Origin of the sequence: Burkholderia sp. LK4 (genome assembly GCF_001043615.1) — a bacterium.
GTDB lineage: Bacteria > Pseudomonadota > Gammaproteobacteria > Burkholderiales > Burkholderiaceae > Burkholderia > Burkholderia cepacia.
Genome location: NZ_LDUL01000075.1, coordinates 1 through 19327 on the forward strand (window position 1 = coordinate 1; position 19327 = coordinate 19327).

The 19327-nt window shown below is 66.3% G+C and carries 17 protein-coding genes; 2 read left to right on the forward strand and 15 right to left on the reverse strand.

The annotated features are described in order from the left end of the window. Positions 1-172: 172 nt before the first annotated feature. A complete protein-coding gene (locus tag VK92_RS32040) occupies positions 173-2044 on the reverse strand; it encodes an ABCB family ABC transporter ATP-binding protein/permease (protein WP_048026141.1) in 1872 nt (623 codons plus the stop codon). 174 nt (positions 2045-2218) lie between these two features. Between VK92_RS32040 and VK92_RS32045 the strand changes: the two genes are divergently transcribed. After that, positions 2219-2614 (forward strand): acyl-CoA thioesterase, encoded by a 396-nt coding sequence (locus VK92_RS32045; protein WP_048026143.1) that lies wholly within the window; start codon positions 2219-2221, stop codon positions 2612-2614. 36 nt (positions 2615-2650) lie between these two features. Here VK92_RS32045 and VK92_RS32050 read toward each other — a convergent pair whose 3' ends face one another. After that, positions 2651-3133 (reverse strand): nitrate reductase associated protein, encoded by a 483-nt coding sequence (locus tag VK92_RS32050; protein WP_021158425.1) that lies wholly within the window; start codon positions 3131-3133, stop codon positions 2651-2653. 115 nt (positions 3134-3248) lie between these two features. On the opposite strand from VK92_RS32050, the gene fdhD reads away from it, so the two are divergent. Then, positions 3249-4091, forward strand: coding sequence for a formate dehydrogenase accessory sulfurtransferase FdhD (fdhD, locus tag VK92_RS32055; RefSeq protein ID WP_375141169.1), 843 nt, complete (start codon positions 3249-3251; stop codon positions 4089-4091). 51 nt (positions 4092-4142) lie between these two features. On the opposite strand, the gene VK92_RS32060 is transcribed toward fdhD, so the two are convergent. The 13 genes from VK92_RS32060 to VK92_RS32120 all read right to left on the reverse strand — a co-directional run bounded on the left by VK92_RS32060 (position 4143) and on the right by VK92_RS32120 (position 19232). Further along, positions 4143-4910, reverse strand: coding sequence for an enoyl-CoA hydratase (locus tag VK92_RS32060; RefSeq protein ID WP_021158423.1), 768 nt, complete (start codon positions 4908-4910; stop codon positions 4143-4145). Positions 4911-5001: 91 nt separating this feature from the next. Then, positions 5002-6201: an acetyl-CoA C-acyltransferase gene (locus tag VK92_RS32065; protein ID WP_048026145.1), complete on the reverse strand. Its 1200-nt coding sequence runs from the start codon at positions 6199-6201 to the stop codon at positions 5002-5004. 26 nt (positions 6202-6227) lie between these two features. Continuing rightward, positions 6228-8663 (reverse strand): 3-hydroxyacyl-CoA dehydrogenase/enoyl-CoA hydratase family protein, encoded by a 2436-nt coding sequence (locus tag VK92_RS32070; RefSeq protein ID WP_021158421.1) that lies wholly within the window; start codon positions 8661-8663, stop codon positions 6228-6230. A 112-nt stretch (positions 8664-8775) separates the two neighbouring features. Continuing rightward, positions 8776-10563, reverse strand: a complete 1788-nt coding sequence (locus VK92_RS32075; protein ID WP_021158420.1) for an acyl-CoA dehydrogenase C-terminal domain-containing protein — start codon at positions 10561-10563, stop codon at positions 8776-8778. 58 nt (positions 10564-10621) lie between these two features. After that, positions 10622-11221 (reverse strand): TetR/AcrR family transcriptional regulator, encoded by a 600-nt coding sequence (locus tag VK92_RS32080; RefSeq protein ID WP_006751498.1) that lies wholly within the window; start codon positions 11219-11221, stop codon positions 10622-10624. Between the two features lie 200 nt (positions 11222-11421). Further along, positions 11422-12696 (reverse strand): cardiolipin synthase ClsB, encoded by a 1275-nt coding sequence (gene clsB, locus VK92_RS32085; protein ID WP_048026147.1) that lies wholly within the window; start codon positions 12694-12696, stop codon positions 11422-11424. After that, positions 12693-13187, reverse strand: a complete 495-nt coding sequence (nudB, locus tag VK92_RS32090) for a dihydroneopterin triphosphate diphosphatase (protein ID WP_021158417.1) — start codon at positions 13185-13187, stop codon at positions 12693-12695. The genes clsB and nudB overlap by 4 nt, the downstream gene beginning before the upstream one ends. Before the next feature lie 159 nt (positions 13188-13346). Beyond that, positions 13347-15149, reverse strand: coding sequence for an aspartate--tRNA ligase (gene aspS, locus VK92_RS32095; RefSeq protein WP_021158416.1), 1803 nt, complete (start codon positions 15147-15149; stop codon positions 13347-13349). Between the two features lie 67 nt (positions 15150-15216). Continuing rightward, positions 15217-15867 carry a DUF502 domain-containing protein gene (locus VK92_RS32100; protein ID WP_021158415.1) on the reverse strand — a complete coding sequence of 217 codons (651 nt, stop codon included), beginning with the start codon at positions 15865-15867 and terminating at the stop codon, positions 15217-15219. A gap of 61 nt (positions 15868-15928) precedes the next feature. After that, complete coding sequence (locus VK92_RS32105) at positions 15929-16276, reverse strand: FmdB family zinc ribbon protein (RefSeq protein ID WP_027789154.1); 348 nt, start codon at positions 16274-16276, stop codon at positions 15929-15931. A 95-nt stretch (positions 16277-16371) separates the two neighbouring features. Beyond that, on the reverse strand, positions 16372-16998 hold the full coding sequence (locus VK92_RS32110; protein ID WP_048026148.1) for a methyltransferase domain-containing protein: 627 nt from the start codon (positions 16996-16998) through the stop codon (positions 16372-16374). 17 nt (positions 16999-17015) lie between these two features. Further along, a complete protein-coding gene (gene ubiB / locus VK92_RS32115) occupies positions 17016-18593 on the reverse strand; it encodes a ubiquinone biosynthesis regulatory protein kinase UbiB (protein WP_048026149.1) in 1578 nt (525 codons plus the stop codon). Positions 18594-18605: 12 nt separating this feature from the next. Continuing rightward, positions 18606-19232: a ubiquinone biosynthesis accessory factor UbiJ gene (locus VK92_RS32120; RefSeq protein ID WP_006487883.1), complete on the reverse strand. Its 627-nt coding sequence runs from the start codon at positions 19230-19232 to the stop codon at positions 18606-18608. Positions 19233-19327 lie beyond the last annotated feature (95 nt).

Consider the following 19327-nt stretch of genomic DNA (forward strand, 5'->3'; position numbering starts at 1 on the left):
GGTTCGGCGGTTCGGCGGTTCGGCAGTCGATACCCCGACTTGTCACCGACTGCGCGACCGATCGGCACCGGACCAAGCTCCAGGATCCGATGTCGCCGACGCTCCGCCAAGTCCCCCGGCCCTGACGGCACCACACCGCCCGTTCCTGCCGCGCACCGCGCAATACCCGCGCCTACGCGGCCTCGGCCTCTTCCCCGCCCGCCGCCGCGCGCTGCTGCTGCAGCGCCCACATCTGCGCATACAACCCGTCGGCGCGCACGAGTTCGTCGTGCGTGCCGCGCTCGACGATCCGCCCGTGATCCATCACGAGGATCTGCTGCGCGTGCACGACCGTCGACAGCCGGTGTGCGATCACGAGCGTCGTGCGATGCCGCGCGATCTGGTCGAGCTCGTGCTGGATCGCCCGCTCCGAGCGCGAATCGAGCGCCGAAGTCGCCTCGTCGAACAGCAGCACCGGCGGATCCTTCAACAGCGTGCGCGCGATCGCGACGCGCTGCTTCTCGCCGCCCGACAGCTTCAGCCCGCGCTCGCCGACCGGCGTGTCATAACCCTTCGGCAAGCTTTCGATGAAATCGTGGATGTGCGCGGCGCGCGCGGCCGCGATCACCTCGTCGCGGGTCGCGCTCGGCCGGCCGTACGCGATGTTGTAGTAGATCGAGTCGTTGAACAGCACGGTGTCCTGCGGCACGATCCCGATCGACGCACGCAGCGAATCCTGCGTGACGTCGCGGATGTCCTGGCCGTCGATCCGGATCGCGCCGCCCGCCTGCCGGTCGAGATCGTAGAAACGGAACAGCAGCCGCGACAGCGTCGACTTCCCGGAGCCGCTGTGGCCGACCACCGCGGTCGTCGTGCCCGCATCGATCGTGAAGGAGACGTCGTGCAGGATCGGCCGCGCCGGCTCGTACGCGAAATTCACGTGCTCGAAGCGCACCTGCGCGCCGGCGACCGCGAGCGGCCGCGCATCGGGCAGGTCGGCCACTTCCTTCGCGGCCGACAGCAACCCGAACATCCGGTCCATGTCGGTGAGGCTCTGCTTCAGCTCGCGATAGACGACGCCGAGAAAGTTCAGCGGAATGTACAGCTGCAGCATGAACGTGTTGATCAGCACGAGATCGCCGAGCGTCAGCTTGCCCGCGAGCACGCCCTGCGTCGCACGCCACAGGATGAACACGAGCCCCGTGCCGATGATCGCCTGCTGGCCGAAGTTCAGCACCGACAGCGAATTCTGCGAACGGATCGCGGCCTTCCGGTAGCGCTTCAGGTTCTCGTCGTAGCGCTGCGCTTCCCACTCCTCGTTGCCGAAGTACTTCACCGTCTCGTAGTTGATCAGCGAATCGATCGCCCGTGAGTTCGCGCGCGAATCGAGTTCGTTCATCGTGCGGCGGAAATGCGTGCGCCAGTTGGTGACTTTCACCGTGAACACGATGTACGTGACCAGCGCCGCGAACGTGACGTACGCGTAATAGGCCTCGTACTTGACCACGAAGAAGCCGAGCACGAGCCCGACTTCGACGAGCGTCGGCAGGATGCTGTACAGCGAATACGAGATCAGTTGCTGGATGCCGCGCGTGCCGCGCTCGATGTCGCGCGACATGCCGCCCGTCTGGCGTTCGAGATGGAACCGCAGCGACAGCCCGTGCAGGTGCCGGAACACCTGCAGCGCGAGCTGGCGCACCGCGCTTTCGGTGACCTTCGAGAACAGGATTTCGCGCAGCTCGGTGAACAGCGAGGTCGACAGCCGCACGAACGCATACGCGACGACCAGCAGCCCGACGCCGCCCGCGAGCACGATGCCGGCCGATTGCTCCGCGCGGCCGATCGCGGTGATCTGCTGCACGTAGGACAGGTGGTCGACGATGCGCTTCATCACGACCGGCACGCCGAGGTTCGCGACTTTCGCGCCGATCAGGCAGGCGAGCGCGAGCGCGACGCGCCATTTGTAGGTGGTCAGGTACGGCAGCAGCGACCGGATGGTCTGCCAGTCGTTACGGGGCCCGGTCGAAGCCGGCGCGGGCTCGCCGGAAGCAGGAAATCGGCGCATGGGGGAAGTCTCGGTGGCGGGGCACGACGCGTGTATCGACGGCCGGCTCGCGCGCTTTCTCGTACAATTTGCGAACGTTGTATTGTCGCAGAAGCCGCTTCGCGCCGCTGCCGGCGGCCTCGCCGGCCAGCCTGCGCGCGGCGGCCCATTTATTACAGGATGAAAGCCCCCGCCATGACCGATTCGACCCTCGAACTCCCGCAGATGCAGCCCGCGCTGCGCGTCGTCCCGCAGCCGCACGACGCGAACGTCCACGGCGACGTGTTCGGCGGCTGGATCATGTCGCAGGTCGACATCGCCGGCTCGATCCCCGCGAGCCAGCGCGCGAACGGCCGCGTCGCGACGGTCGCGGTCAACTCGTTCGTGTTCAAGCAGCCGGTATTCGTCGGCGATCTGCTGAGCTTCTACGCGACCATCACGCGCACCGGCAACACGTCGATCACGGTCGACGTCGTGGTGTATGCGCAGCGCATGCGCCTGATGGGCGAAATCGTGAAGGTCACCGAAGCGACGCTCACCTATGTCGCAACCGGCCCCGACCGCAAGCCGCGGCAACTGCCGCCGCTCTGACCGGCGAGCGCCGCGACCGTGCGGCGCACGGCCACCTCAGTGCGTGGCCGTCAGCCCGAACTCCCGCATCGCGGGCAGGAAATCATGGTTCAGCTTCGGCTTGCGCGACAGCTTCACCAGCACGTAGCGCTGGAACGGCGCAAGCTGCTGCCACTGCGCGAGCCCGGGCGCCGTCAGCCCGGCCAGCGCGCTCTGCTGCACGAGCGACTCCGGCACGATGTCGGTGGCACGCCAGGCCGGCTGCTCGTCCGGCTGGAACCACGAGGGTTCCAGATCCGCGTGCGTGCGCAGCATTTCGAACAGCGCGTGATCGAAGTTGGGCTCGATCGCGGTGTCGTCGTCGGCCGGAAAGCGTGCGAGCAGCTTGCGGTCCTCGAGCGGCAGCAGTTGCCACTGCTCCAGCGAAATCCGCAGACCGAAACGGTCGAGATTGAAACGCACGATCATCGGAATGTACGTGAAGTTTTCCGACGATTCGTGTTCGAAGGCGAATAACAGTGGAGCGTCGCTGAGTCCCATGGTCGTTACCTGATGTGGCGGATGCCGGCGCGGCCGGCTTGCCTGGGGTATTTTAGAACCTCTGCGCGCGGGCGGCGGATACGAATGCCGCCGCCCGCGCACCGAATCAACGGGAGTGCTCGTGAATCCGACCGAATCCGGTGAAATGCGCGACGAACCGCGCGGCGCGATCGAACTGTCCGTGCGCCGCACGCGCGGCGGCGCCGTCGAAACCGCGCACGACTACGTGGGCCAGGAATGGCCCGTCGCACTCGTCTTCAACGGCATCTCGCACGCGGTGATGATGTGTACGCCGTGCGACCTCGAAGCGTTCGCGGTCGGTTTCGCGATCTCGGAAGGGATCGTCGCGCGCGGCAGCGACATCAAGGACATCGAGGTGATCCTGCACGCCGACGCCCCGCTGCCGCATGCGGAGGTCCACCTGGAGGTCGTCCAGCAGGCGTTCGCCGCGCTGAAGGACCGGCGCCGCGCGCTCGCGGGGCGTACCGGCTGCGGCGTATGCGGGATCGAAAGCATCGACCTGCTCGACCTCGCGCCCGAGCGCGTGCCCGATACGGGCTTTCTCGCGCGCCTCGCCCCCGACGCGCTGACGCGCGCGGCGCAGGCGCTGCCGGCGCATCAGGCGCTCACGCAGCTCACGGGCGGCCTGCACGCGGCCGCGTGGTGCGACGCAACAGGCGCGATCCGGATGGCGTTCGAGGACGTCGGCCGCCACAACGCGCTCGACAAGCTGATCGGCTCGCTCGTGCTGTCGCGCGCCGACCCGGCCGATGGCTTCGTGTTCCTGTCGAGCCGCGCGAGCTACGAGCTCGTACGCAAGGCCGCCCGCGTCGGCATTCCGATGGTCGCGACGATCTCCGCGCCGTCGTCGCTCGCGATCGAAATCGCGAAAGCGGCCGGCCTGCGGCTCGTCAGCTTCTGCCGCGAAACCGGCCACGTCGACTACGGCACGGCCTGATCGCGTTCGCGGCGGCGCGCCGGCGAGCCATCGCCGGCGCGGCCTGCTCCGTCAGTCGAACTGACGGAAATCCGGCTTGCGCTTCTCGAAGAACGCCGTCATTGCCTCGCGCGCTTCGGGCGCGCGCAGCATCGCGGCGAAGTGGCCCGCCTCCTCGGCCATCCGCGCGGACGTCGCCACACCGCCCGTATCCTTCAGCAGCGCCTTCGTCACGCGCAGCGATGCCGCCGGCAGCGCCGCGAGCTTCGCCGCCTGCTTCGCCGCGAACGCGTCGAGCTCGGCCGCCGGCAGCACGCGGTTGACGATGCCGATCCGGTGCGCTTCCAGCGCATCGAACGCCTCGCCGAGCAGCAGCTTCTCGGCGGCGACCTGATGACCGGCCAGGCGCGGCAGCAGCACGCTCGACGCGGCTTCCGGGCACAGGCCGAGCTGCGCGAACGGCAGCGAGAACGTCGCGGTGTCGGCTGCGTACACCAGATCGCAGTGCAGCAGCATCGTCACGCCGACGCCGATCGCCAGACCCGGCACGGCGGCCACGATCGGCTTGCTCGCGGTGCTGATCCGTGCAAGGAACTGGAACACCGGAGCGGTGTCGTCCTTCGGCGGCGCCTTCAGGAAATCCTCGAGATCGTTCCCCGCGGTGAAATTGCCGTCGCTGCCGCGCAGCAGGATCACGCGGATCGCCTTGTCTTCCTGCGCGTCGGCGAGTGCATCGGCCATCGTCTGGTACATCGCCGCCGTCAGCGCGTTCTTCTTCGCCGGGCGTGCGATCGTGATCGTCATCACGCCTTCGGCGCGTTCCACTTGAATTTCGGCCACAACCGTCTCCTTGACTTTCCTCTATCGGAATGAAAAAACGGTGCGCGAGCTTGTGGCCCGCGCACCGTCGTCGCTTTGCGTCGCGTCCTGCTTACAGGCGTTCGATGATGCCCGCGGCACCCATGCCGGTGCCGACGCACATCGTGACCATCCCGTACTTCAGGTTACGGCGGCGCAGGCCGTGCACGACGGTCGCCGCGCGGATCGCGCCGGTCGCGCCGAGCGGGTGGCCGAGTGCGATCGCGCCGCCCATCGGGTTGACCTTCGACGGGTCGAGGCCGAGGTCGCGCATCACCGCCAGCGATTGCGCGGCGAACGCTTCGTTCAGCTCGATCCAGTCGAGATCGTCCTGCTTCAGGCCAGCGGCCTTCAACGCGGCCGGAATCGCTTCCTTCGGGCCGATGCCCATGATTTCCGGCGGCACGCCGCGCACCGCGAAGCTCACGAAGCGCGCGAGCGGCGTCAGGTTGAATTCCTTCAGCACCTTCTCCGACACGACGAGCAGCGCGCCCGCGCCGTCCGACGTCTGCGAGCTGTTGCCGGCCGTGACCGAGCCCTTGTTCGCGAACACCGTGCGCAGCTTCGCGAGGCCTTCGATCGACGTATCCGCGCGCGGACCTTCGTCGAGCTTGATCTCGCGCGTCTTCACGTCGACTTCGCCGGTCGCGAGGTTCGGGAAACGCTCGGTGATCGTGTACGCGGCGATCTCGTCGTTGAACTCGCCGGCCTGCTGCGCGGCAAGCGCCTTGCGGTGCGACTCGACCGAGAACGCGTCCTGGTCTTCGCGGCTCACCTTCCACTGCTCGGCGACGCGCTCGGCCGTCAGGCCCATCCCGTACGCGATGCCGAAGTCTTCATTGCGATCGAAGATGTGCGGCGACATCGACGGCTTGTTGCCCATCATCGGCACCATGCTCATCGATTCGCAGCCGCCCGCGAAAATCGCGTCCGATTCGCCGACGCGGATGCGGTCGGCCGCCATCGCGAGCGCCGTGATGCCCGACGCGCAGAAGCGGTTGACCGTCACGCCGCCGACCGTCTGCGGCAGGCCCGCGAGCAGCGCGCCCATCCGCGCGACGTTCAGGCCCTGTTCGGCTTCCGGAATCGCGCAGCCGATGATCGCGTCCTCGATCAGCTTCGTGTCGAAGCCCGGCACCTGCGCAACCGCCGACTTGATCGCGTGGACCAGCAGCTCGTCCGGGCGCGTGTTCTTGAAGACACCGCGCGGGGCCTTGCCGATCGGCGTGCGGCTGGCGGCGACGATGTATGCGTCTTGCAATTGTTTGCTCATTTGAGACTCCTTGCCTTATCGCTCGCTCAGTTACGCACCGGCTTGCCGGTCTGCAACATACCCATGATCCGTTCCTGCGTCTTCTGCGTGCCGAGCAGCTCGACGAACGCACGGCGCTCGAGTGCGAGCAGCCACTGCTCGTCGACGAGGCTGCCGGCTTCGACGTCGCCGCCGCACACGGCTTCGGCGATGCGGCTCGCGATCAGGTAGTCGTGGTCGCTGATGAAGCGGCCGTCACGCATGTTGACGAGCGATGCCTTGATCGTCGCGATCGCCGAGCGGCCCGCGACCGGCACGTCCTTCGCACGCAGCGGTGCGCGGTAGCCGGTGGCGGCCAGCGCACGCGCTTCCTTCTTCGCGGTGTCGAGCAGTTCGAACACGTTGAAGACGATCGTGTCGGACGGCTTCACGTAGCCCATCGCACGTGCATCGTGCGCGGACGCCGAGACCTTCGCCATCGCCGCGTTCTCGAACGACTTCGTGACGAACTTCAGGATGTCAGTGGTCGCGTTCGCGGCCGTCGCGGCGTCCGCTGCGCGCAGCGCCGCTTCCTTCAGGCCGCCGCCCGCCGGCACGAGGCCGACACCCACTTCGACGAGGCCGATGTAGCTCTCGACGTGCACGACGCGCTTCGCGCTGTGCAGCATCAGCTCGCACCCGCCGCCGAGCGCGATGCCCGACACGGCCGCGACGACCGGCACGTTCGCGTACTTCACGCGCAGCATGCCTTCCTGGAACTTCTTCACGAACGGCTCGATGCCCTTCGCGCCGCCCATCATGAACGCGGGCATCGCCTCTTCGAGGTTCGCGCCGGCCGAGAACGGGCCGCCCGGCGTGCCGAGCTTCAGCGACGTCGGCTGCCAGATCACCACGCCCTTGTAGTCCTTCTCCGCGAGTTCGATCGCCTGCACGAGGCCGTCGATCACGCTCGGTCCGATCGTGTTCATCTTCGACTTGAACGACACGATCACGACGTCGTCTTCACCCGCACGATCGTCGACCCATGCGCGCACCGCGTCGGTCTCGAACAGCGTCTTGCCGTACGTCTTCGGATCGGCGCCCGCTTCGCCGAGCAGCGGCGCGCGGAATACCTGCTTGTCGTAGACCGCGAGGTCCGAACGCGGCACGAAGCGCTTCGCAGCCGGTGCCCACGAGCCTTCGGCCGTGTGCACGCCGCCCTTCTCGGCAACCGCGCCTTCGAGCACCCACGACGGCAGCGGCACGTTCGCGAGCGCCTTGCCGGCCGCGATGTCTTCCTGCACCCACTCGGCGACCTGCTTCCAGCCGGCGGCCTGCCAGCCTTCGAACGGGCCTTCGTTCCAGCCGAAGCCCCAGCGGATCGCGAGGTCGACGTCGCGCGCGTTGTCGGCGATCGACTCGAGATGCACGCCGATGTAGTGGAACACGTCGCGGAAGATCGACCACAGGAACTGCGCGTGCGGATGGTCCGTCTCGCGCAGCAGCTTCAGGCGTTCCGCCGGCGGGCGCTTCAGGATGCGGCCGACCGTTTCGTCAGCCTTCGCGCCCGAGTCGACGTAGGTGCCCGTCTTCGCGTCGAGCACCTTGATCGCCTTGCCTTCCTTCTTGTAGAAACCGCCGCCCGTCTTCTGGCCGAGCGCGCCCTGCTTCACCAGTTCGGCGAGCACGGCGGGCGTCTGGTAGACCGGGAAGAACGGATCGTCGGCGAGGTTGTCCTGCATCGTCTTGATCACGTGCGCCATCGTGTCGAGGCCGACCACGTCCGCGGTGCGGAACGTCGCCGACTTCGCGCGGCCGAGGCGGCTGCCCGTCAGGTCGTCGACTTCGTCGAAGCGCAGGCCGAACTTCGCGGCCTCGGTGATCACCGCGAGGATCGAGAAGATGCCGACGCGGTTCGCGATGAAGTTCGGCGTGTCCTTTGCGCGCACGACGCCCTTGCCGACGATGCTCGTCAGGAAGGTTTCGAGCTGGTCGAGGATCTCCGGGCGCGTATGCGCGGTCGGAATCAGCTCGACGAGGTGCATGTAGCGCGGCGGGTTGAAGAAGTGCACGCCGCAGAAGCGCGACTTCAGCTCGTCCGAGAAACCTTCGGACAGCTTCGTGATCGACAGGCCCGACGTGTTGGTCGCGAAGATCGCGTTCGGCGCGATGTGCGGCGCGACCTTCTTGTACAGGTCGTGCTTCCAGTCCATCCGCTCGGCGATCGCTTCGATCACGACGTCGCACTCGGCGAGTTTCGCGATGTCGTCTTCGTAGTTCGCGGCTTCGAGGTATTTCGCGTCGTCCTTCACGCCGAACGGCGCGGGCGACAGCTTCTTCAGGTTCTCGATCGCCTTCAGCGCGATCGCGTTTTTCGGGCCTTCCTTGGCCGGCAGGTCGAACAGCAGCACCGGCACGCGCGCGTTGATGAGGTGCGCGGCGATCTGCGCGCCCATCACGCCGGCGCCCAGCACGGCGACCTTGCGAATCAGGAAATTGCTCACGGGATGTCTCCGGATAGTGTCGTGCAGCGCGGAGGTTGGGGCTGCACGGAGAAGTGAGTACCAGGAACCGATGCATCCGGGCGGCGCGCCTCGCGCCCCGCCCGGACTCGCGTCAGAACAGCGATTCGTCGACTTCCATCATCGTCTTCGAACCGGCGCGCGCGGCGCGGATCGTCGACGCCGTCTCGGGCAGCAGGCGCGCGAAGTAGAAGCGTGCCGTCGCGAGCTTCGACTTGTAGAACGGATCGCCCGACGCTTCCTTGTCGAGGGCGAGGCGTGCCATGCGCGCCCAGAAGTACGAGAACACCAGATGGCCGACGGTGCGCAGGTACGGCACGGCGGCGGCACCGACTTCGTCGGGGTTCTGCATCGCCTTCATGCCGATTTCCATCGTCAGCTTCTGCACCTTGTCGCCGATGTCGGCGAGCGGGTTGATGAACTCGGCCATCTCCGGCTTCACGCCTTCGGCTTCCGCGAATTCCGTCACGAGCTTGCCGAACTTCTTCAGCTTCGCGCCCATGTCGCCGAGCACCTTGCGGCCCAGCAGGTCGAGCGACTGGATCGAGTTCGTGCCTTCGTAGATCATGTTGATCCGCGCGTCGCGCACGTACTGCTCCATGCCCCACTCGGAGATGAAGCCGTGGCCGCCGTAGATCTGCATCGCGTGGTTGGTCGACTCGAACGCGTTGTCGGTCAGGAACGCCTTGATGATCGGCGTGAGCAGCGCGACGAGATCGGCCGCTTCCTTGCGCACCGCTTCGTCGGCGTGCGACAGCTCCTTGTCGATCTGCAGCGCGGACCAGTACGTGAACGCGCGCGCGCCTTCGGCATAGGCCTTCTGCGTGAGCAGCATGCGACGCACGTCCGGGTGCACGATGATCGGGTCGGCCGGCTTGTCCGGTGCCTTCGGTCCCGTCAGCGAACGCATCTGCAGGCGTTCCTTCGCGTACGTGAGCGAGTTCTGGTACGCGACTTCCGTGAGGCCGAGGCCCTGCATGCCGACGCCGAGACGCGCGGCATTCATCATCACGAACATCGCGTTCAAGCCCTTGTTCGGCTCGCCGACCATCCAGCCCTTCGCGCCGTCGAGGTTCATCACGCACGTCGAGTTGCCGTGGATGCCCATCTTGTGTTCGATCGAGCCGCACTTGATGCCGTTGCGCTCGCCCGGCTCGCCCGACGCGTCCGGAATGAACTTCGGCACGATGAACAGCGAGATCCCCTTCGTGCCCTGCGGCGCGTCCGGCAGGCGCGCGAGCACGAGGTGGATGATGTTCTTCGACATGTCGTGCTCGCCGCTCGAGATGAAGATCTTCGTGCCGCTGATCGAGTACGAGCCGTCACCGTTCGGTTCGGCCTTGGTGCGCAGGATGCCGAGGTCGGTGCCGCAGTGCGGCTCGGTCAGGCACATCGTGCCCGTCCATTCGCCCGACACGAGCTTCGGCAGGTATTGCTTCTGGAGTTCCGGCGCGCCGTGCGCGTGCAGGCATTCGTACGCGCCGTGCGACAGGCCCGGATACATCGTCCATGCCTGGTTCGCCGAGTTCAGCATTTCGTAGAGCGCGTTGTTCACGAACGCGGGCAGGCCCTGGCCGCCGTAGTCCGGATCGCAGCCGAGCGCCGGCCAGCCGGCCTCGACGTATTGCTGGTAGGCCTCCTTGAAGCCGGTCGGGGTCTTCACGACGCCGTCGCCTTCATACGTGCAGCCTTCGCGGTCGCCGACCTGGTTCAGCGGGAACAGTACCTCGGAGCAGAACTTGCCCGCTTCCTCGAGGACCTGGTTGATCGTGTCGGCGTCGAGGTCCGCATGCTTGGGCATTTGCTTGACTTCGGCTTCGACGTTCAGAAGCTCGTGCAACACGAATTGCATGTCGCGCAGCGGCGCGGCGTACTGTCCCATGACTCTCTCCAAAGGTGGGCAAAACGGCTCGAGCTCCTGGCGGGCGGATCACGCGCCGCTAACGGCTCTCGCTCTGATACGAAACAATCGTCTTTTCCAGCGCGGCCCACGTGAGCCGCACGGCATCCGGCGAATGCAGGAAACGTGCGTCGTGATGCAGGCCGAGCGTGAAGCTGTACAACTCGAAGAGCATCAGGTCCGGATCGGTATCCGCACGCAGATGGCCTTCTTCCTTCGCCTGCGAAATGGCCCGCAGCATCGCGGCACGCCAGGCCGTCACGCTCGCAATCAACTGCTCACGCACGGGACTGTCAGGCCGGTCGTCGTACTCGACGGCCCCGCTGATGTAGATGCATCCGGTCGTCACCTCCTGGATGCGCTTCTCCGTCCAGCGGGCTAGCATCGCCCGAAGGCGCGGCAAGCCGCGCGGCTCGCGCAGGCTCGGAAAGAACACCTCGTTTTCGAAACGATGGTGATACTCGCGGACGACCTCGACCTGCAGGTCCTCGCGCGATCCGAAGTGCGCGAACACGCCGCTCTTGCTCATCTGCATGCGCTCGGCCAGCAGGCCGATCGTCAGCCCCTCCAGCCCGTCACGGCTGGCGAGGTCCAAAGCAGCTTCAAGTATCGCGGCACGCGTCTGTTCGCCTTTTCGCATAGCTATTTCTGTAACCGTTCGGGGGTTCGAATAAAATCGAACGGCCGTACTATTATTGAGTGCGGCCGCTCGCGAAACAAGGAAATTATTAGAAACCGGTGTCTAACCGAGCCGCTATTTTGCGCGATTCCGGCGGGACCGGAGCGGCTTTTCCGCACGAACGTGCGGACAGATATTTTGAAGCGAATACTGAGTCTGTGTCAGTCGTAACCGCCGACCGTCAGCGCCTTCATCACGACGCGATACGCCGTATAGGCGAGCCAGTTCAGCATGCGCTCGATGCGCGGGCGCGCAGCGAATCGGGCGGGGTCGATTTCGCGACCGTCGGCGAACGCGGCCGCGATCGCGTCGCGCAGTTCGTTCGTGACAGCATCGTAGCGCACCAGCACGACATTCGCCTCATTGTTCAACATCAGGCTCAGCGCGTCCAGATTCGACGAACCGACCGTCGCCCAGTTGTCGTCGATCACGGCCACCTTGCCGTGCAGCATCGTCCTGTCGTACTCGGCCACGCGCACGCCCGCGCGCAGCAGCGCGTGATACAGGAACGGCACGGCCGTATCGAGTGCCGCGAATTCCTTGCGGCCGATCAGGATCCGCACATCGACGCCGCGCCGCGCGGCGCCCGTCAGCGCTCGGCGCAGCTTGCGCCCCGGCATGAAATACGGATTGGCCAGCAGGATCCGCTGGCGCGCCTGGCCGATCGCCGCGAGGTACGCCTTCTCGATCGCGCGACGGTTCACGACGTTGTCACGCGCGACGAACGCGACGCTCGGCTCAGTCACGACCCGCAGCGCGCCGGCCTTGATCCAGCGATGGCTGCGCATCCAGCGCCGGAACATGTCGGGGAACGCTTCCCCGCCATGCAGCCCGGCTGCGTATTGCGCATAGGGCTTGTGGCCGAACATGATCCGGTGCCACTGCAATTCGAAAGCGGCGCGCACGTCGGACACCGCGGGCCCCGCCATCTCGACCGCGAAATCCCAGCGCGGAAACGGCAGCGTCGTGCCGCCCTGCGCGTAGTCGTCGACGATATTGATGCCGCCGCAGAATGCAACCGCGTGATCGATCACCGCGAGCTTGCGATGCGTGCGCGAGAAACCGAAGCGGCCGAACAGGAAACGGTTGTAGATGCAGTGCTCGACGCCGGCCGCCACCCACGTGTCGAACAGCGGCAGGCGCGCGGTGCCGATGCCGTCGGTGATCACGCGCACGCGCACGCCGCGCTGCGCCGCGCGGATCAGCGCGTCCGACACCGGCCGGCCGGCCGCGTCGTCGCAGAAGATGTAGGTTTCGAGCATCACCTGCTCGCGGGCGGCATCGATCCGCTCGATCAGTGCCCGGAAGAACGCGCCGCCGCTCTCGCACAGCCGCACGGTGTTGCCCGACGTAAAGGCGAGCCGCGACGCGGAACCGCGTTCCTGCAGGAACATCTGCCGCAATTGCGCGAAGCGCTTGCGGGCTTCCGCCGTCATGCGGACGAGCCGTGCGGCGCGCGCGACAGTGCCACGCGCGCGGGCAATTGCAGGATCGCCTCGGCATTCGACGGCGAGAAGCAGCGCGCGGCCGCCTCGCGGAACGGGAGCCACGCATGGTCGACGTGCTCGCGCGGCGACAGCGTCACGTCGACGCGATGCGGCACGCACAGGCCGAACCAGTGCTCGGTGTTGCGCGTGACGCCCGGTGCATAGCGGTGCAGGTATTGCGGATAGATCGTGTACTCGATCCGGTGGCGCCAGTCGACGAGCGCGCTGGCCGGCACATCCGCGGTGCCGATCGCGATGCCGGTTTCCTCGGCCACTTCGCGCGCGGCGGTGACCGCGAGCGGCTCGTCGAGCGCGTCCTTCGAGCCGGTCACCGATTGCCAGAAATCGGGCTGGTCGGCACGCTTGATCACGAGCACATCGAGGTCGGGCGTGTAGATCACGACAAGAACGGATTCGGGGATTTTCGGCGGCTTCGTCATCTTTGTTTCATGCAGCACGGGGCCGCGCGCCGGGCACAGGCTCCGAACGGGCGGCAAGTGCTGCGACTGTACCGCAAAAAACGAAAAAGGCGCATCGCTGCGCCTTTTTCATGAGCGTCGTGTGCGCGCGAACGCACACACGACCGGATGCGAAGCGCGTTACGCCTTCGGCTGTTCCGGCTGACGCAGGCGGATGTGCAGTTCGCGCAGTTGACGCTCGTCGACCGGGCTCGGTGCCTGCGTGAGCAGATCCTGCGCACGTTGCGTCTTCGGGAACGCGATCACGTCGCGGATCGAATCGGCGCCGGCCATCATCGTGACGATGCGGTCGAGACCGAACGCGATACCGCCGTGCGGCGGCGCGCCGTACTGCAGTGCATCCAGCAGGAAGCCGAACTTGAGCTGAGCCTCTTCCGCACCGATCTTCAGCGCACGGAACACCTTGCTCTGCACTTCCTCCTGATAGATACGCACCGAGCCGCCGCCGATTTCCCAGCCGTTCAGCACCATGTCGTAGGCCTTCGCGAGGCAGCGGCCCGGGTCGGTCTCGAGGTACTCGAGGTGCTCGTCCTTCGGGCTCGTGAACGGGTGGTGCGCAGCGACGTAGCGCGCATCTTCGTCGTCGTATTCGAACATCGGGAAGTCGACGACCCACAGCGGCTTCCAGCCGGCCTGGACCAGACCGTTCGCCTTGCCGAATTCCGAATGGCCGATCTTCAGGCGCAGCGCGCCGAGGCTGTCGTTGACGACCTTCGCGCGGTCGGCCGCGAAGAAGATGATGTCGCCGTCTTCGGCGCCGGTGCGCTCGAGGATCGCCGCGATCGACGCGTCGTGCAGGTTCTTGACGATCGGGCTCTGCAGGCCGTCACGGCCCTTCGCCTTCTCGTTGACCTTGATCCATGCGAGGCCCTTCGCGCCGTAGATGCGCACGAATTCGGTGTAGCCGTCGATGTCGCCGCGCGACAGCTCGCCACCCTTCGGCACGCGCAGCGCCGCGACTCGACCGTCCTTCGCGTTGGCCGGCGTGCTGAACACCTTGAAGTCGACGTCCTTCATCGCGTCGGTCAGCTCGGTGAATTCGAGCTGCACACGCAGGTCCGGCTTGTCCGAACCGAAACGCGCCATCGCTTCCGAGTACGGCATCACCGGGAATTTCGCGTCGAGCTCGACGTCGATCGTCGTCTTGAAGATGTGACGGATCATGTCTTCGAACAGGTCACGGATTTCCTGCTCGCCGAGGAACGACGTTTCGCAGTCGATCTGCGTGAATTCCGGCTGACGGTCGGCACGGAGGTCTTCGTCGCGGAAGCACTTGGTGATCTGGTAGTAACGGTCGAAGTTCGCGACCATCAGCAGCTGCTTGAACAGCTGCGGCGACTGCGGCAGCGCAAAGAACTGGCCCGCGTTCACGCGCGACGGCACGAGGTAGTCGCGCGCGCCTTCCGGCGTGCTCTTCGTCAGCATCGGCGTTTCGATGTCGATGAAGCCCTGCTCGTCGAGGTACTTGCGCGCTTCGATCGCGACGCGGTAGCGCAGGCGCAGGTTGTGCTGCATCTGCGGGCGGCGCAGGTCGAGCACGCGGTGCGTGAGGCGCGTCGTTTCCGACAGGTTGTCGTCGTCGAGCTGGAACGGCGGCGTGACCGACGCATTCAGCACGTTCAGTTCGTGACACAGCACTTCGATCTTGCCGCTCTTCAGGCCGGCGTTGACCGTGCCATCCGGACGGTTGCGCACGAGGCCCTTGATCTGCACGCAGAACTCGTTGCGCACGCCTTCGGCGGTCGCGAACATTTCCGCGCGATCCGGGTCGCACACCACCTGCACGAGGCCTTCACGATCGCGCAGGTCGATGAAGATCACACCGCCGTGATCGCGGCGGCGCTGCACCCAGCCGCACAGCGACACGGTTTGGCCCAGCAGGTGTTCGGTCACGAGACCGCAGTATTCAGTACGCATCGACATGATGTTTGCTTTCGTTCGGTTTGATCAACGGGCGCCGCAACGCGCGGCCCGGGCGATGATTCTTTACTTACAGCGGCGGCTCGACGGGGCGGCGCGCAGGCGCCGGAACCGGCGCCGGGGGCGCCACCACGCCCATCGAGACGATGTACTTGAGCGCGGCATCGACCGACATGTCGAGTTCGATGACTTCGCTCTTCGGCAGCATCAGGAAGAAGCCCGACGTCGGGTTCGGCGTCGTCGGAATATAGACGCTCACGTATTCTTCCGTCAGATGATTGAGCACGTCGCCGCCCGGCGTGCCGGTCAGAAACGCGATCGTATACGAGCCGCGACGCGGGTATTCGATCAGCAGCGCCTTGCGGAACGCATTGCCGCTGCTCGACAGCAGCGTGTCCGACACCTGCTTGACGCTCGTGTAGATCGGCCCGACGACCGGGATGTGACGCACCACGGCGTTCCACCACGTGACGAGCTTCTGGCCGATGAAGTTCTGCGTGGCCAGCCCGACGACGAAGATGAACGCGAGCGTCAGCACCGCGCCGATCCCCGGCAAGTGGAAGCCGAGCATCCGCTCGGGTTGCCACGATTCGGGCAGCAGCAGCAGTGTCTGGTCCATCGTGCCGATGATGAGACCGAGCACCCACAGCGTGATCGCGAGCGGGACGAGAACCAGCAGGCCGGTCAGAAACACCGATTTCAGGGTCGTCTTTTTCATCATCTGCCGTCAATGAACCGCGCCGGCGGCGCGGGTTGGTCGCAGCCCGGCCGGGCCGCGACGGTCAACTGCTGGCGGCGGGCGCGGCTGCCGGGGCAGGCGCAGCGCTCGTCGTCGTGCTTTCGGAACTGCTCGATGCAGCCGGCGCGGCCGCGGCGGGCGCGGCTTCCGCCGGTGCGGCCGGCGCTGCGTCGCCCGACGCCGTCGCCGGCGCGCTGGTGCCGCCCGAACCGCCGCGGAAATCGGTGACATACCAACCCGAACCCTTCAGCTGGAAGCCCGCCGCAGTGACCTGCTTGCGGAATGCATCCTTCCCGCATTCAGGGCACTGCGACAGCGGCGCATCGCTCATCTTCTGGAGCACGTCCTTCGCGAAACCACACGCTTCGCATCGATAGGCGTAGATCGGCATGATATTTTTCCCGCGGAAACTGGAAACAGCTTGCAAAACCTTGAATTATAGCCGAAACCCTGCCGCGCTCCGGCAATGGCCGCGACACCTGCGCATCAGCGACGGCGCCACGTAAGCCAGCGCTCGTGACCTTCGAACACGGGCAGCGAATCGGTCACCGGCAAATCCTCGATCAGTTCGAAGTGCGGCGTGAGCAGCGCATCGAGTTCGGCACGCTCGATCCCGAACGGCGGCCCCTTCGGTTTCGCCATCAGGAAAAAATAGCCGGCCAGCAATCCGTCCACGGGCAGCAGCTCGGCCATGCGTGCCGCGTAGCCGGCGCGCATGGCCGGCGGCAGCGCGCACAGGAACGCGCGCTCGTACACCCACTGCACGTCGAACGGCGGCCGGTACGAAAAGAAATCGGCCTGCTCGACGACTTCCGCGTGCACGCCGAGCTGCGCTTTCGCAACGGCCACTGCCTGCGCAGAGAAATCGATCGCACGCACGGGCCAGCCGGCCTGCGCGAGCCACCCGGCCTCCTGCGCACTGCCACAGCCGGGAATCAGCACCGCGCACGGCTCGAGCCGGTGCGCGAACACGCGAAACCCGTCGGGCACGCCACCGAATTCCCACGGCGTCACGCCACGCTCGAAACGTTCGTCCCAGAACGATGCGTTACCGGGATCGCGCGTCGCGAAATCGGCGGCTGCCGGTGTGGACGGTTGCTTCGGATCGGACATCGCCCTGCTCCTTTCGGTCATGTGCCGTACGCGAGCGCGAGCAGCACGCGCGCAACGAGCGCCCCGACGCCGACGGCGAGACCGAAGATCAGCAGCGCCTGCAGCAGCCGGTTCGTCCGCTTCTGCTCGACGAGAATCTGGCGCATCAGGTCCTCGCTCGCCGCGCGCGGCGCGTCGTGGCGCGCCGCCATCGCATGATGGATCAGGCGCGGCAGTTGCGGCAGCGTCTTGCTCCACTGCGGCGCCTCGACCTTGAAGCGCTCGTACCAGCCGCGCAGGCCGATCTGCTCGGTCATCCAGCGCTCGAGGTACGGCTTCGCGGTCTTCCACAGGTCGAGCTCGGGGTCGAGCGATCGGCCGAGCCCCTCGACGTTCAGCATCGTCTTCTGCAGCAGCACGAGCTGCGGCTGGATCTCGACGTTGAAGCGGCGCGACGTCGAGAACAGGCGCATCAGCACCTGGCCGAGCGAGATGTCCTTCAGCGCACGATCGAAATACGGCTCGCACACCGCTCGGATCGCGCTTTCGAGCTCCTCGACGCGCGTCTCGGGCGGCACCCAGCCCGATTCGAGGTGGAGCGTCGCGACGCGGTGGTAGTCGCGCTTGAAGAACGCGAGGAAGTTCTGCGCGAGGTAGTTCTTGTCGAAATCGGACAGCGCGCCGACGATCCCGAAATCGAGCGCGATATAGCGTCCGAACGTGCTCGGATCGAGGCTCACCTGGATGTTGCCCGGGTGCATGTCCGCGTGGAAGAAGCCGTCGCGGAACACCTGCGTGAAGAAGATCTCGACGCCTTCGCGCGCGAGCTTCTTGATGTCGACACCGGCCGAGCGCAGCGTCTCGACCTGGCTGATCGGCACGCCGGTCATGCGCTCCATCACGAGCACCTGCGACGTCGAGAAATCCCAGAACATCTCGGGCACGAGCAGCAGGTCGAGGCCCGCGAAGTTGCGGCGCAGCTGGCTGCCGTTGGCGGCCTCGCGCATCAGGTCGAGCTCGTCGTGCAGGTACTTGTCGAACTCGGCGACGACTTCGCGCGGCTTCAGGCGCCGGCCGTCGGCCCACATGCGCTCGGTCCAGATCGCGATGTCGCGCATCAGCGCGAGGTCGGAATCGATCACGGACAGCATGTTCGGGCGCAGCACCTTGACGGCGACGGCCTTGCCCGCGTGCTGGCCCTGCTTGAGCTTCGCGAAATGCACCTGTGCGATCGACGCGCTCGCGACCGGCTCTCGCTCGAATTCGTCGAACAGCTCGTCGACCGGCGCACCGAGCGACTTCTCGATGATCCCGATCGCGACCGCGGAATCGAACGGCGGCACCTGGTCCTGCAGCTTCGCGAGTTCGTTCGCGAAATCGACCGACAGCAGGTCGCGGCGCGTCGACAGCACCTGGCCGAACTTGACGAAGATCGGGCCGAGGCTTTCGAGCGCATGGCGCAGCCGCACCGCAGGCGGATCGGAATAACGGCGGCCGATCGTCGTGATCCGCAGCAGCAGCTTCACGCGCCGGTCGTCGATCCGGGACAGCATCACTTCGTCGAGACCAAAGCGGATGACGGTGTAGACAATCTTGATGAAACGGAAAATGCGCATGCCCTGCGGCCCTCAGTGCGCGCCGCGCGGGCCGGAACCCGTGCGCGCGCCGATTTTTTGTTCGAGTCGCTCGACCCGCTTTTCGACCCGCGCGAGCGCATCGCGTGCGCGCGCCAGTTCGGCGTCGAAGCCGCCGAGCGACGCGCGGCGGACGACTTGCGGGTTCTCGTCGAGCCAGTATTCGGCGACGGAATCGAGCACGTTGCGGCCGGTACGTCGCGCGCGCGCGCCGGCGTCGCGCACGACCGTCGCGATCCGGTAGGCCGCCGCGTCGCCGACCAGCTTCGCGAGATCTTCTTCAGGTTCCCAGCGCAGGTGCTCGGCCAGCTTCGCGATCTGCGTCGCGAACTCCGCATCGCCCTCGATCTTCACGTGCTTCATCACGGCCGCCTGGCCGCCCTGCAGGAACGCGGCGACCGTGTCACCCGCGAGCGCGATCGACACGTCGACCTGTTGCGCATCGTGCGCGTCGACGGCCGACAGATAGCCGTCGGGCTGCACCAGCAGCGTGAGCGTAACGGGAGGCACGTCGATCCGGGCAGTCTTGCCCGCATACGGAATCAGGCGGTCGCGCGCCCACGATTCGCGGGCGAGCAGGTGATTGACGGCAGCAGCAAAAGGCTTGGCGGCAAAGGTCATCGGGCTGGGAAAGAAAAAACCCGCGCAGGCCGGGCGCCCACGCGGGTTTCTATTGTAACGTCGGATCGTCGGCAGGCCGTGCCTGACCGCACACC

Coding starts and splice junctions, on each gene's coding strand:
- VK92_RS32040 (WP_048026141.1), bottom strand. CDS start 2,044: ATGCGCCGATTTCCTGCTTCCGGCGAGCCCGCGCCGGCTTCGACCGGG.
- VK92_RS32045 (WP_048026143.1), top strand. CDS start 2,219: ATGACCGATTCGACCCTCGAACTCCCGCAGATGCAGCCCGCGCTGCGC.
- VK92_RS32050 (WP_021158425.1), bottom strand. CDS start 3,133: ATGGGACTCAGCGACGCTCCACTGTTATTCGCCTTCGAACACGAATCG.
- VK92_RS32065 (WP_048026145.1), bottom strand. CDS start 6,201: ATGAGCAAACAATTGCAAGACGCATACATCGTCGCCGCCAGCCGCACG.
- VK92_RS32075 (WP_021158420.1), bottom strand. CDS start 10,563: ATGGGACAGTACGCCGCGCCGCTGCGCGACATGCAATTCGTGTTGCAC.
- VK92_RS32080 (WP_006751498.1), bottom strand. CDS start 11,221: ATGCGAAAAGGCGAACAGACGCGTGCCGCGATACTTGAAGCTGCTTTG.
- clsB (WP_048026147.1), bottom strand. CDS start 12,696: ATGACGGCGGAAGCCCGCAAGCGCTTCGCGCAATTGCGGCAGATGTTC.
- nudB (WP_021158417.1), bottom strand. CDS start 13,187: ATGACGAAGCCGCCGAAAATCCCCGAATCCGTTCTTGTCGTGATCTAC.
- aspS (WP_021158416.1), bottom strand. CDS start 15,149: ATGTCGATGCGTACTGAATACTGCGGTCTCGTGACCGAACACCTGCTG.
- VK92_RS32100 (WP_021158415.1), bottom strand. CDS start 15,867: ATGATGAAAAAGACGACCCTGAAATCGGTGTTTCTGACCGGCCTGCTG.
- VK92_RS32105 (WP_027789154.1), bottom strand. CDS start 16,276: ATGCCGATCTACGCCTATCGATGCGAAGCGTGTGGTTTCGCGAAGGAC.
- VK92_RS32110 (WP_048026148.1), bottom strand. CDS start 16,998: ATGTCCGATCCGAAGCAACCGTCCACACCGGCAGCCGCCGATTTCGCG.
- ubiB (WP_048026149.1), bottom strand. CDS start 18,593: ATGCGCATTTTCCGTTTCATCAAGATTGTCTACACCGTCATCCGCTTT.
- VK92_RS32120 (WP_006487883.1), bottom strand. CDS start 19,232: ATGACCTTTGCCGCCAAGCCTTTTGCTGCTGCCGTCAATCACCTGCTC.